The sequence below is a fragment of the Glycomyces tenuis DSM 44171 genome (assembly GCF_000427885.1).
In the GTDB taxonomy this organism is placed as follows: domain Bacteria; phylum Actinomycetota; class Actinomycetes; order Mycobacteriales; family Micromonosporaceae; genus Glycomyces; species Glycomyces tenuis.
In genome coordinates this window covers 32,214-44,723 of record NZ_ATYW01000026.1, presented here as the reverse complement: position 1 = coordinate 44,723, position 12,510 = coordinate 32,214, and the positions used below count along the sequence as shown (strand labels likewise).

General features: G+C 67.4%; 14 protein-coding genes and 2 pseudogenes. 5 read left to right on the top strand and 11 right to left on the bottom strand.

Features of this window, described 5'->3' with window-relative positions; all coding sequences use genetic code 11:
- Window positions 1-621 (bottom strand): sigma-70 family RNA polymerase sigma factor (locus YWW_RS0123005; RefSeq protein ID WP_026931946.1); only part of this gene is annotated, 621 nt, incomplete at its 3' end.
- Window positions 622-1,274: 653 nt separating this feature from the next.
- On the opposite strand from YWW_RS0123005, the gene YWW_RS0123000 reads away from it, so the two are divergent.
- The 4 genes from YWW_RS0123000 (at window position 1,275) to YWW_RS0122985 (ending at window position 4,315) form a co-directional block, all read left to right on the top strand.
- Complete coding sequence (locus YWW_RS0123000; RefSeq protein WP_026931945.1) at window positions 1,275-2,210, top strand: aminoglycoside phosphotransferase family protein; 936 nt, start codon at window positions 1,275-1,277, stop codon at window positions 2,208-2,210.
- 109 nt (window positions 2,211-2,319) lie between these two features.
- Window positions 2,320-3,084, top strand: a complete 765-nt coding sequence (locus YWW_RS0122995; RefSeq protein ID WP_211228665.1) for a helix-turn-helix domain-containing protein — start codon at window positions 2,320-2,322, stop codon at window positions 3,082-3,084.
- Between the two features lie 47 nt (window positions 3,085-3,131).
- Window positions 3,132-3,539: a VOC family protein gene (locus YWW_RS0122990; RefSeq protein ID WP_026931943.1), complete on the top strand. Its 408-nt coding sequence runs from the start codon at window positions 3,132-3,134 to the stop codon at window positions 3,537-3,539.
- Window positions 3,540-3,685: 146 nt separating this feature from the next.
- A complete protein-coding gene (locus YWW_RS0122985; RefSeq protein WP_155830349.1) occupies window positions 3,686-4,315 on the top strand; it encodes a hypothetical protein in 630 nt (209 codons plus the stop codon).
- Between the two features lie 24 nt (window positions 4,316-4,339).
- On the opposite strand, the gene YWW_RS0122980 is transcribed toward YWW_RS0122985, so the two are convergent.
- Window positions 4,340-4,846 (bottom strand): helix-hairpin-helix domain-containing protein, encoded by a 507-nt coding sequence (locus tag YWW_RS0122980; protein ID WP_026931941.1) that lies wholly within the window; start codon window positions 4,844-4,846, stop codon window positions 4,340-4,342.
- Between the two features lie 129 nt (window positions 4,847-4,975).
- A complete protein-coding gene (locus YWW_RS0122975; RefSeq protein WP_026931940.1) occupies window positions 4,976-5,443 on the bottom strand; it encodes an NUDIX hydrolase in 468 nt (155 codons plus the stop codon).
- A gap of 491 nt (window positions 5,444-5,934) precedes the next feature.
- Between YWW_RS0122975 and YWW_RS38335 the strand changes: the two genes are divergently transcribed.
- Window positions 5,935-6,336: a helix-turn-helix domain-containing protein gene (locus tag YWW_RS38335; protein WP_162145987.1), complete on the top strand. Its 402-nt coding sequence runs from the start codon at window positions 5,935-5,937 to the stop codon at window positions 6,334-6,336.
- A gap of 83 nt (window positions 6,337-6,419) precedes the next feature.
- Here the strand turns inward: YWW_RS38335 and YWW_RS0122965 are convergent, their stop codons facing one another.
- From YWW_RS0122965 to YWW_RS38080, 8 genes and pseudogenes are all read right to left on the bottom strand, one after another.
- Window positions 6,420-6,686: an HPr family phosphocarrier protein gene (locus tag YWW_RS0122965; RefSeq protein WP_026931939.1), complete on the bottom strand. Its 267-nt coding sequence runs from the start codon at window positions 6,684-6,686 to the stop codon at window positions 6,420-6,422.
- A gap of 44 nt (window positions 6,687-6,730) precedes the next feature.
- A complete protein-coding gene (gene hxlB, locus YWW_RS0122960) occupies window positions 6,731-7,300 on the bottom strand; it encodes a 6-phospho-3-hexuloisomerase (protein WP_026931938.1) in 570 nt (189 codons plus the stop codon).
- A complete protein-coding gene (hxlA, locus tag YWW_RS0122955; RefSeq protein WP_026931937.1) occupies window positions 7,297-7,938 on the bottom strand; it encodes a 3-hexulose-6-phosphate synthase in 642 nt (213 codons plus the stop codon). The genes hxlB and hxlA overlap by 4 nt, the downstream gene beginning before the upstream one ends.
- A gap of 19 nt (window positions 7,939-7,957) precedes the next feature.
- A complete protein-coding gene (locus YWW_RS0122950; protein WP_026931936.1) occupies window positions 7,958-8,953 on the bottom strand; it encodes a dihydroxyacetone kinase subunit DhaK in 996 nt (331 codons plus the stop codon).
- Complete coding sequence (gene dhaL / locus YWW_RS0122945) at window positions 8,953-9,615, bottom strand: dihydroxyacetone kinase subunit DhaL (RefSeq protein WP_035701794.1); 663 nt, start codon at window positions 9,613-9,615, stop codon at window positions 8,953-8,955. Before dhaL ends, YWW_RS0122950 begins: the two co-directional genes overlap by 1 nt.
- The gene (locus YWW_RS0122940) at window positions 9,612-10,763 is read right to left on the bottom strand and encodes a mannitol dehydrogenase family protein (protein ID WP_051326217.1); all 1,152 of its coding nucleotides are present in this window, start codon (window positions 10,761-10,763) and stop codon (window positions 9,612-9,614) included. Before YWW_RS0122940 ends, dhaL begins: the two co-directional genes overlap by 4 nt.
- A 75-nt stretch (window positions 10,764-10,838) precedes the next feature.
- Window positions 10,839-11,627, bottom strand: a pseudogene (locus tag YWW_RS38085) (PTS system mannose/fructose/sorbose family transporter subunit IID); the annotation flags it as partial.
- Between the two features lie 168 nt (window positions 11,628-11,795).
- Window positions 11,796-12,506: pseudogene (locus YWW_RS38080) on the bottom strand (PTS mannose/fructose/sorbose/N-acetylgalactosamine transporter subunit IIC); the annotation flags it as partial.
- Between the last annotated feature and the right edge of the window lie 4 nt (window positions 12,507-12,510).

The following is a 12,510-nucleotide window of genomic DNA, read 5'->3' as shown; positions in this document are numbered from 1 at the left end:
AACGAGGGACTCATGATTCTCCACCAACGCCAACCCCGCATCCTCGACCCCCACCGACTCCGCCAACGACGCCCGCTCCGCACCCTCGAACGGCGCCTCATCCAACGACACCGCCCGATACGCCGCCCGCGCCTCCAGACCCTCCGCCACCTCAGCCACACTCACCCCCAAATGCTCNGCCAACTCCCCATCCGAAGGCGGACGACCCAACACCTGCGCCAACTCCGCACTCCCCTGATTGATCGCCAACCGCAACTCCTGCAACCGCCGCGGCACCCGCATCGGCCACGCCGTATCCCGGAAATGCCGACGCACCTCCCCCATCACCGTCGGCACCGCATACGACAGAAAATCCGCCCCCTGACCCGGATCGAACCGATCCACCGCATGAATCAGACCCACCGACGCCACCTGCACCAGATCATCACGCGCGATCCCCTTCCCCGAAAACCGCTGCGCAATATGCTCAGCCAGAGGCAGATACCCCGTCACCAACGCCTCACGCACCTCCGCCCGCCGCGGATCACCCTCCGCCAACCCCACCAACTCCTCGAACAACGGAGCAAGATGAGCATATTCGTTCGACCTGGATCGTGTGTTCGCTGACTGGTTGCCCGCCATGGAGATCACCGTCCTGTCCGTCCTGGTGGTGGGCGCCGGCCGCTTCGCCGGCGCGTATTCGCTGGGCAGGCCGCTCGCGCGGCCGTGGGGGCAAGTCCCGGGGAGGCGAACCGGTCGGTCTTCGGGCGGACCGAGGAGGTGTCGGCTGCGCTCTCGAATGTCCTCTTGTGCTTCGCTGGAATCGCGGCCCCACCATTTCGCCTGCAGGCCAACCGGTGCAACGGCCGCCGTCGCGAGTTCGCCTCGATTCCAACGATCACCACACACTACTACGCCGCAATTGCCATGTCACCCGTGCTGATGCACTTTCTCGGATAAACATAAAAGTGGTACCGATCACAGTCAAATTTCTTGCGCACAAACCAGACTTATCCCATCAAGAAAACGGGACTTCTGCGCGAACCGGCACCTCTCAGATCCCTGGACAACACCTGCAACAGCGTTGCGATGCGCCTCAAAATGATCGAATAACACTCGCGACCATAGCGCTCACGCCACCGGAAATGGGATTGCGCATTTCCCACATAAAATACTGTGGAGCATCGTGCGCGGAGCCCGACGCCGTTCGCCGTTCGCCCCTCGGCGGCTCGAACGCCCTCCCAACGACCCGGAATGCGGTTGCGCGCGAGGAGCGGAGCGGCTGTAATGCACCCATGGTCGACTTCCGGCAAGGGCACACCGCGGACTGGATCCGATACTTCGCGAACCGCGGCCACCCCGCGGCCCGGCCCCTGGCGGCCGGCGTCGAAGGCGCCGTCTACCGGCTCGACGACGACACGGTCGCCAAGGTCTGGCACGGACGCTCGCCCGGCGACTTCGAGCCGATGCGCCGGGTCTACGAGGACATCGCCCGCCACCGGCCGCCCTTCGCCACACCGCGGATCCTGGACGTGGAGGACGTCGAAGGCGTCGCGGTCACCTACGAGCGCGCACTGGGCGGGACGCCGCTGGCCCCCGACTCCGCCCTGCGGTCCCCGGGCCGCGACATCGCCCCCGAGACGATCGACGCCCTCCTGGCGGTCCTGCGCGGCCTGGCCGCCGTCCCCGGCACCGAGTCCATGCGGCGGCTGACCGTCCAGGGCGACGACCGCCCGCTGTGGCTGGGCCGCACACGCTTCGGCGAGGCCCTCGCCGCCCTCGTCGAGCGCGCCGCCGGGCGCCACGGCGAGCTGCTCGCCGCTCACGTCCCCGAACTGTCCGCCCTCCTCGCGCGGACCGTCCAGGCCCTCAGGGCCCTGCCCGACACACCGGTCACCGCCATTCACGGCGACCTGGTGCCGCCCAACATCCACGTCGACGGTACCGGGCGCCCCGTCGCCGTCCTCGACTTCGGCTTCTTCACCACCGCGGGCGACCCCGCCTTCGAGGCCGCCGTCACCGCCGCCGTCTGGGACATGTACGGACCCCACGCCGAAGCGCACACCGCCGCCCTCACCGACCGCTTCGCCGCCGAGCTGCGCCACTCCCCCGAGACGCTGCGGCTCTACCAGCGGGTCTATGCCCTGACGACCTACGACCTGTTCACCTCCGACGGCAGCGACGGACACTTCCGCTGGTGCGCCGCGCTCCTCGAGCGCAGCCGGAACTGAGGGCGGCCCCTCGTCCGCTCACGGACGTACGCCGAGTACGCCTTCGGACGTAGACGTGTCGTCGCTCGCGCCGATGCCGCCGAGGAGCCATCACGCTACGGTGTGAGGCGTGGCACTCGACCGTTTCGACGGCATACCGGGGCTGGACCACCGGCCCTCGGACTCGCCCTATGTGGAGCGGGTCTACCAGGTGGTGGAGGACGGGACGCCCGGCGCGTCCGCGCCTCAGCGGATGGTGTCGGTGGCCAATTCCAATTGGGAGCTCACGGCCTGGAAGTCCGGCGGCGCCACCCACGTGTCGGTGCGCGGTCCCGAGACCCGCCCCACGGTGGTGCCGCTGGACGACGGGCCGGGCGGCGCGCTCGGCGTGGTCTTCCGGCACGGGGCGTTCATGAGGAGCCTGCCCGTCCCCGGACTCGTGGACACGAGCGTGACGAGCCCGCACGCGACGGCGCGCACCTTCGTGCTGGAGGGCGAGGAGTGGGAGATCCCCACCTACGAGAACGCGGAGACCTTCGTCGACCGCCTGGTCCGCGCTGGGCTGCTGGTCCGGGACCCGCTGGTGGCCGACGTCCTCGCCGGGGACACGCCGCTGCTGGTCACGCCCCGGTCCGTGCAGCGCCGCGTGGCCGCGGCCACGGGGCTGACGCAGGGCTCGATCCGGCAGATCGAGCGGGCGCGGCAGGCCGCGATGCTGCTGCGGCGGGGCACGGCGGCGAGCGAGGTCGCGCATCGGGTCGGGTACCACGACCAGCCGCACCTGGCGCGGTCGCTGATCCGCTTCATCGGCCGCAGGGCCACCCAGTTGCAGCGGCTCACCGGCGGCGAGGCTCTGTCGCTTCTGTACAAGACCGACGCCGAGGTGCGCCAGTAGGTTCGATTCAGGCCGGACGGACCGGCCGCACTGACCGAGGAGTGATCATGTCTTACACGCAGATCTTCATCAACATGGCCGTCACGGACCTGGAGGCGAGCAAGGCCTTCTACCTGGCGATGGGCGGCAAGCCGAACCCGGAGTACACCGACGAGACCTCCGCTCAGGTGGTCTTCAACGAGGCGGTGGCCGTGCAGCTGATGACGCACGAGCAGTTCTCCCAGTTCACGTCGCGGAAGATAGCCTCCGACGCGATCGAGTCGATCCACTCGTTGTCCGCGGACTCGAAGGAGGAGGTCGACCGCCTGGTCGAGGCCGCCCTCGCGGCCGGCGGGACCGAGCCCAGGCCCGTGCAGGACATGGGCTGGCTCTACAACCGCGCCGTGGACGACCCGGACGGCCACAGCTGGGAACTGCTCGCGTTCAACGCGGCGGCGGTGCCCGAAGCGGAATGACCGACGATACCGCGAGAGCCCCGGTCGACTCGGCGTCGACCGGGGCTCTCGCCGCAGTGGGGCGGCGATGCGCGGTCCGGGTCTCCTCGTGGCCGCGCTGCTAACGTGAGTCCGAGACGATGGTGAGTATCGACGAGGAGAGCGCCATGGCGGACGTTCGCTGGCTGATCCGGACCGAGCGGTCAGGGCAGATGATCATCACCGCCCCCGACGCTCCAGTAGGGGTCGGCGCCGCCGCCGAGCGGCTGGAGGCGGCGCTCGATGGGTTCGCCGGAAAGAAACCGGCCTGGTTCCGGCGGCTGGAGCGGCTCGGCTACTGGTGGTATCCGATCTGCATGGTCGCCACGGCCGCGGTGTTCGCGTTCGCCGCGCCGAACGGCCTGGGCATGAACATCGCCTACGGTCTCGGATTCGGCGTGGGCGCCGCCGTGGTCTCCGGCGGGATCGCGGCATCCGTCGCCCACCTCCAGGCCCGGCTGACGAGCGGCCGCACCGTCGAGGAGACGGTCGAGGAGGTCGCCCCCTTCGCCAGGCGCGCCGGAGGCGTCGCCGACCGGGTCGAGTCGATCCTGGCCTGGGACCCGGGCCGCGAGCGCGAGGTGCACCTGCTCGCGTGGCGCGCCGCCGAGGTCGGCGCCCCGAACCGATCGGCCGCCGATCGCGAGCTCGACGAGCTGTGGAAGCAGGCGGATCCGGCCGCGGCCGCCGAGCGCGAGGCCAAGATCCGCGAGATCGAGGAGGGCATCGCCGAGCTCAAACGCAAGGGCAGGATCTGACGGCCCGACGAGGCCGCCTGTTCGTCAACGGGCGTCGAGCGCCTCCCGGAGGATGCGCACGGCCTTCGGCCCGACGCCGTGCAGCGCCCCGAGCTCGGCGTCCGACAACTCGGCGACCTGGTCGAGTGCGGTGATGCCGGCGTCCGCCAGCGCCCGGGTGGCCGGTCGGCCGATCGCCTTCGGCAGATCGCCGACCGCTCCCGCCTCGGCCCGCTCGGCCGCGGCGGCCGCAGCCGCCAGGTCCGGCGGAGCACACGCGAGCCAGGCGCGCCGCACCCAGTGGTTCAGGGCCTGGCCGTTGATGTCCGCGATCGGCAGGCGCACGAAGCCATCGGCGCGTTCGGCCGTCGCATGCTGGGCCAGCATGTCCTCGGCCTCCCCGTCCGGCAAGCGCACCCGCACACGCCCCTCGGCGTCCAGTGCGGCGAACACTCGGCCACCCACGGCGAAGGTCCTCGCCCCCTCGTCGGCGCCCTCGCTCGCATCGGGATTGGACAGTGCGGTCTTGCGAAGCTGCGCGGCGGTCGTCATGCCGTCCACCTTGGCACACAGCCCCGACAGTGCGAGCGGGCCTTATGATCGGCTGCTGGACGTGCAGGCACCGCGGCCGAGCACCTGGTGACCGCCAGTCCGTTCTCGGACGGGTGGGCCGATGGCGTCTCAATGCCGGATCAGGCCGCCGACCGGGACAGGGTCGACGCGGCCGGTCGCCGGAAGGGTCCGCGACAGGGCCAGGCCGACGTCGACCAGCGATGCGCGGGGCGTGCGGGCGACCTCGGGGATCGGCGTCCAGGCCGACTCGGCGACATCGCCGTCCGGCTCGGGCCGGAGCCGACCGCCGGTGATGCGGACCCGATAGAAGACGCCGACGTTCTGGTGCTCGGCGCCACCGCGCGCCTCAGCCGCGGGAATCACTCTGGAATCCACGCCCAGCAGGCGTTCGACCACGGCGTCGCAGCCGGTCTCCTCGGCGACCTCCCGGACCACCGCGTCGAACGGATCCTCCGACTGCTCGACCCTTCCACCGGGGAGGGTCCAGTGGTCCGCGCCGTCAGCGTTGACATATCTGGCGAGCAGCACCCGCCCGCCTTCGACGCACACGGCATACGCCGCCAGCCGGAGACTCATACCCTCGCACCTCCACAGGGCCCCGTCGCACCACCCGGCTCCAGCCCACCGACATCCCGCGGACAGGGCCGTTTCAGGCCATGGAAAAACCCCGGTCAACGATACGTTGACCGGGGTTCCGACTGGTAGCGGGAGGCGGATTTGAACCACCGACCTCCAGGTTATGAGCGCCCGGTCCTGTCGTATTTGCGAAGACCCTGGGCGAGCAGGAAGTCCAACTGAAAACTGGTTCTTGACCAGGGGAAACACAGCGTTTCATGCACCTGGGCGAACCCCTGGGACCTTGTCGATCACGAGTGGTCTGACAAGCGAAGAACGAACGAGAACCGGGGCTCCCCCGCATGAGCTCCTGAGTCTGTTTCAACGTCTCCCGATTCGGTTGGGGCCCATGTTTCTGAGGACGTGGCGGCATGTCCTGCGTTTCCGCAACGGAACAGCTCCTGGCAGAACGGCGATCGCTACCTCGACCGCCTTCTCCACCAAGAGCTCTCGTGCTGTTTTACCCTGCCGCGCTACCGCTGTCCACCACGACCCTGACCCGCGTGACGGCCCTCATCCGCACCCACCACAAGATCATCGATTCCAGGTGGCGAGCCCTGGATCCCGGCGCGCAAGCCCTGCTCACACTCGCTTACCTGCGCAAAGGCGAACGATTCGCCGACCTCGCGGCCGGGCTCGGCATTTCGGCCGCCACCGCGTGGCGGCGCACCCGTGAGACCATCGCCATGCTCGAAGTGGCCGACTCGGCCGAGCCGCCCCTGCGAGTGCTGTTCAGAGCAGCCGCGCCGACGGTCGTCCGCGATGTATACGAGAAGCGGCTCGCAGAGTGGGCCGCCTGGGAGGGCCTCGCCATCCGAGCCCACGGACGCGCGGACACCGAAGGAGACCGGTGAACGGCCAAACGTCCGACGCCGCGTCATGGTCCGCCCTGGCACCTCGCTCGGGCCTGCCCATCCCGCCACACCCTCGAATCCGGTCAGGCCTCCTCCAAGTCCGAGGCGAGAAGATCAGCCAGCGCGGCCAGTTCAGGTTCCTTGGTGTCGTCCGGTGTGCTCACGGTGACGGTGTCTCCGTGACCGACGGCAAGGGCGAGAACAGCGAGTATGCTCGCCGCGTTGGCCGTCGCCTCGCCCTTGCTGAGGGTGACGGGGAAGCCGGTCGCCGCAGCGGCCTTCGCGAACACCTTTGCGGGTCGCGCATGCAGGCCGACTCGGGATTTTACGATTACGGTGCGTTCGATCATGAGGGTTTCCTCCTGTAGGGAATCGGATGGCGTACCTCGCGGCACTACTCCAAGTTCGCGTGGCGTGCGAACAGGTCGTCGTTGGACTGGCCGGTCCGGTCGCGAAGCAGAATGATGATGGTGTCGTAGATCAGCCAGCTGAGCTGCTCGAAGGAGGATCCTGTCATCTGGATGCCGGCTGAGCGGCTCGAGTCCGATTCGTCGGCTTTCGCCGTGACTCCCGGGACCCGGATCACCACATCGGCGAGTTGACCGATGGTGTTCTCCGGGTGGATGGTGAGGGTTGCCAGACTTGCGCCCAGTTCGCGGGCCTTCTGCGCGATGCTGACCAGGCTCGTTGTCTTCCCGGATCCCGAGCCGATCACCAGCAGGTCGCCCGCGGCTATCGGCGGCGTCGTCGGCTCGCCCACGAAGAACGTGGGAACACCCACGTGCGCCAGTCGATTCGCGAACGCGCGAGCCGCGAACCCGGAGCGTCCCGCTCCCGCGATGAACACCCGTCGGGAGTGCGCGATCCGATCGACGACTGCTGCGATCTGCGTCCCGTCCACGCGTTCGGCGTCGGCTGAGAGCTCCCGCAGGATCTGCTGCAGGGTGTCACCGGCGAGCGTCATGCTCTCCCTCCCGCCGTCATCGCGGCCTTGATGAGACGGGCTTCTTCGACCGGGTCTGCGGCGTTCATGATGGCGCTGCCGACGATGACGATGTCCGGTTGCAGCGCGACGTACTCGTGAATCGTTTCGCTGCTGATCCCGCCCGCGACGGCGATCTTCGCCTTGGTGCTGTGCTTTTTCATCAGGGTCAGGTCCTCGATGGCGGTACGGCCCGCGGCTTGCTGGTCGGCGCCCGTGTGCACGGCCAGGACGTCCACGCCCAGCGCTTCGAACTCGGCGATCTTGGAGGGCATGTCGGTCACACAGATCATGTCGGCCACGAGTTCACCGCCGAAGTCCTTGGCCGCGCGAAGACAGGCTTCGACGGTGAGGGTGTCGGTCACACCGAGCACGGTGACGTAGCGGGCGCCCGCGGCGTACCCGAGCTGGGCCTCGTAGTATCCGCCGTCCATGATCTTCTCGTCCGAGAGGACTTCCTTCTCGGGAAATGCGTCGGAGAGCGCCTTCACGCCCGCCATGCCTCGGTCGATGACGAACGGGGTGCCGACCTCGATGATGTCGACGTAGTCGCGGACCGACTGGACGAAAGCCACGGCGTCATCCAGATCGATGACGTCCAAGGCCAATTGCAGTTTCATTTCTTTACTCCCTATTGCGTCAGTACGTGGGCAGGCCGACGGCCCGACCGGGGGCCTTCAGCAGCCGGTGCAGGTTCTCGTCCAGATCGATGACGGAGACGGAGACGCCGTTCATGTCGAGCGAGGTGACGAAATCGCCGACATAGGACTCGACGATCGCGTGACCGTGCGCTTCGAGTTCTGACGCCACGGCGCCGTAGACGATGTAAGGCTCCATCGCGGGGGTGGCGCCCAGGCCCGACACCATCACGGCCAGTCGGCGTGGACCCGAGAACGCGAAGTCCTGGAGGACCGCCTCGACGATGATCGCTGCGGCGTCCGCGGCGGAGGTGTACGTTTCGGTGCGGATGCCGTTCTCACCATGGTGGCCGATGCCCACTTCCATCGTTCCCGGTGTGATGGAGAAGCCGGGCTGACCGACAGCGGGGATGGTCAGCGGTTCCAATCCGACGCACAGGCTGCGGGTACGGTCTACGACGTCTTGGGCGACGGCGACGACGCGGTCGAGGTCGGCGCCTTCTGCCGCTGCGGCGCCGGCGATCTTCCACATGAAGAAGCCGCCCGCGATGCCGTGCCGGCGGGAGACCGCATCGGCCGGGGCGGAGGCGAGGTCGTCGGTGGCGACGACGTACTTGACCACGATCCCGTCGTCCTCGGCCATGTCGACGGCCATCTTCACGTTCATGTTGTCGCCGGCGTAGTTGCCGAACAGGCAGGCCACCCCTGCGCCTTGGTCGGCTTCCACGAAAGCGTCGTAGAACACCTTCGCCGGCGGGGACGCGAAGACCTCGCCGACCGCCGCGGCGTCGAGGAGCCCCGGTCCGACGTAACCGAGAAACGCCGGCTCGTGTCCGGAACCGCCGCCCGTCACGAGTCCGACCTTGCCGGGAACCGGATCGGCGAGGGCGAGCACCCGCGGATTGCGGGTCGAAATCGCGGTCTCCGGATGGGCTTTGACGTATCCCGCCAGAAGGTCCTCGACAACGTGGTCGGGATCGTTCACGAAACGCTGCATCAGTGGTCTCCTTTCGTCAACAGGTTCGCGGCGGACCGGCTCATCGCCTGGAGGATGAGAGCGCAGGAGGCGGCACCGGCATCGAGGTGGCCGACTGAGCGCTCGCCGAGGCGGCTTGATCGGCCGATCCTCGCGACCATGTCCTTGGTGCTCTGCAGGCCCTCCTGTGCAGCACCGTTCATCTCCGCCAATGCATCACCGAAGGATGCGCCCGCTGTTGCCGCGTTCTGATACGCGGAAAGCGCCGGAACCAGAACATCGATCAAGGTCTTGTCGCCCACCTGCGCGTCCGTGACGCGGCGGAGCCGCCGGACGCCTTCCGCAAGCAGCTGTCCGAACGCTTCCGAGTCGATGGCGTCCTTCTCGCGTGAGGCGACGCTGATGCCGCGGAAGAATCCACCGTAGAGCGGGCCCATCGAACCGCCGATCTGCGACAGCAGCACATCGCTGATGATCGCGAATCCGTTGGTCAGATCCCGGGCTTCTTCCGCAGCGATCCGCGTTTGAGCGAGGCTCATGCCCTTGGCCATGTTGATGCCGTGGTCGCCGTCGCCGGCCGCGCCGTCGAGTTCACTGAGGTGATCGCGATTGGCGCGGATGATGTCGATGACGGCGAGCGGGAGTGCGATGCCGTCGTGGATGTCGAACGATGTGGCGTTCATGAGGCGTCCTCCTGTTCATATGCGGCGACGATGGCCTGATGAAGCGCTGACTGCGGGGGTTGCCCGGTCCGGTGGGTGACGGCGGCGGCGATGCCGCGCTCGGAGACTTCGGCGAGGAGTTCGACGCTCTGCGGGTCATCGGGGTTGTCGAACCTGAAGACCGCCGCGATCCCTCGGGCGAGATGCCCGTACGGGGTTCCGGCGGCGACGGCCTGCAGGGCCGGTCCGATGAAGCGTTCGTCGGTGCCGAGCTTGCGAATCGGGGAGCGGCAGACACGGGGCACGATGTCGATGACCCCGGGAATGCGGAACCGATTGATCGCGAAGTCGATGTACTCCTCGAGGGAATCGGGGTCGAACTTGTGCTTGTGGTGAATGACCTCGGCGGATTCGCGCATGGCGGCGCGCATCTGCTCACGGAGGTCGTCGTTCGCGAAGATGTCCTGCATGATGGTGTATCCCTGCAGGTGGCCGATGTAGCCGGCCCACGCGTGTCCGCAGTTGATGATGTAGAGCTTGCGTTCGATGTAGGGGATGACGTCGTCGGTGTACACGGCGCCTGTGATGGGAGTCGACTGCGGGTCGACGAGAGCCGTTCGGTCGATGACGAGCTCGTGGTCGCGGCCGACGTCGAGCACGCGTCTGCCGTTGTCGCGGCTTTCCAGCACCAGCCGGTCCACTGCGGTGTTCGGGAAGGTGGCGACGGCGTCGAGCTCGTCGGCGGTGATATCCGCGCGTTCGAGGATCCGGGCGCGGAGCACCTCGCTGCTGCGCATCGCGTTCTCGCAGGCGACGACGCTTACCCGTGCTCCACCGCGGCTCATGCGTTCGCGGAGTCCCTCACCGAGAATGGGCGCGATGTGCTTCAGATTGTCGGCCCATACAGAGGTGGTGATGATGTCCGCGGTCGCGATCTCTGCAATGACTTCGAGAGGGTTCTCCAGGGAGGAGACCCCTCGCACTCGGTCGATCGTGCGCGTGCGGTAGTCGTCCTCGATGAGTCGGAAATCGTAGGAACCGGTGCTGTTGACTTCGGCGAGAAGATCGGGATCGATGTCGATGAAGACGATGTCGTAGCCGGATTCGTGCAGGAGATCGCCGATGAATCCGCGTCCGATGCTGCCGGCTCCGAAATGCACTGCTTTCACGATGGTCCTTAGAAGGTGGTGTCGCGTGTGGGAAAGGCGGCGGGGACGCCGGTCGTCGCGTCCCCGCCTGGCTGCCTAGAAGATGCCGGCGAGGGCCCCGAGCAACGCGATCGCGACCAGGATCAGCGCGATCAGGCCGAGGTTCTGCTTGCGGCGGCGCAACGTGAAGTACAGACCGAGCACGACGAGCAGCGGCAGGATTCCCGGAGCGAGCCCGTCCAGAATGTCCTGGACGACGAACGGTTCGTTCCCGTCACCGAACTGGAACGAGAGCGGCGTGGTGAGGGAGATGTAGGTCGCCGACAGCACGCCCATCATGAACAGGCCCAGAGTGCTGGCGCCGGTGATGAGCTCCTTGACACGTCCGGAACGCAGAAGGTCCTGGATGGAGGATCGCCCCTGCCGGTACCCGGTTGTCGCCAGATTGAGACCGACGATGATCTGGAACAGGGGAAGCAGCAGCAGGATGAACGGGGCGAAGATGTTGCCGGTCGCCCCCAGCGCCGCGGCGAGAGCGAAGATGAGCGGCTTCATGGTCGCCCAGTCGATCGAGTCGCCGAGCCCGGCCATCGGACCCATCAAGCCGGTCTTGATGCCGGTGATCGCGTCGTCGGTGATCGGCTTGCCGTGCGCGCGCTGCTCCTCCATCGAGATGACCACACCGTTGATCGGCGCGCCGAAGACCGCCTCGGTGTTGTAGAAGACGAGGTGGCGCTGCATCGCTGCGGAAAGGTCGGCCTTCTTCGGGTACAGCTTCTTCAGAATGGGGAGCAGGCCGTGCGTGAAACCGAGAGCCTGCAGTCGCTCATACGAGATGCCGGTTTCCGCGAACAGGTAGTAGCGGAACCAGGACTTGCGGACGTCCTTCTCGGTCAGGGTGGGGATGCCGTCCGCACCAGGGGCGAGCTCGGCGTCCGTGGTCGTGGTGTTGCCAGGTCCTCGTTCCGGTTCCGGGGAGTGCGCGGCTCGGTCGTCGGCACTCGGTCGTTCCTCGGCCTCAACGGCCGACACGTTCCGAGAACGGGTGTATCCGGCGATCAGCAGCACGACGCAGACGCCGAAGATGGCGGCTCCGAGCACCGGGATCGAGCTGTAGGCCACGAAGAAGTAGCCGATGAAGAACCAGGGCAGCAGGTCGCGACGTCCGATGACGAAGATGACCAGTGCGAAGCCGAGCGCGGGCAGCAGGCCGCCGGCGACAGAGAAGCCGTGGAGCAGCCACTCGGGCACTGCGTCAAGCACGCTCTCGACCGCATCCGCGCCGAAGTAGACGGCGAAGAAGACGATGGGGAATCGAAGGAAGAAGCCGAGAATCGTCGGGTAGACGAAGTTGGCGAGGAAGATGCCTCGAGTGCTGGCGTTCGCGGCGTACCGGTCGGCCAGGTGCACCCAGATGATGTTCACCGTTTTGCGGAGCTGGTCGATGAAGACCCCGGCGATGCCGATCGGCACGGCGATCGCCACGGCCAGTTCCGGTGACAACCCCGTCGCCAAGGCGAGCGGGATGGCGATCAGGCCGGCGAGCGCGTCGTCGGCGGGAAGGTTGGATCCCGCGGCGACTAGTCCGATGTAGAGGATTTGAACGGCGGCGCCGACGATGAGCGCCTGTTGGAGGTCCCCCATTATGAGACCGATGGGCAGCGCCACGAAGAGAGGCTGACGGATGGCGTGGGTGATGCCGTAACCGATGTCGGTCTTGACGAACCAATACCACAGCCCCGCGAAGATTGCTACGCTGAGCATGCTG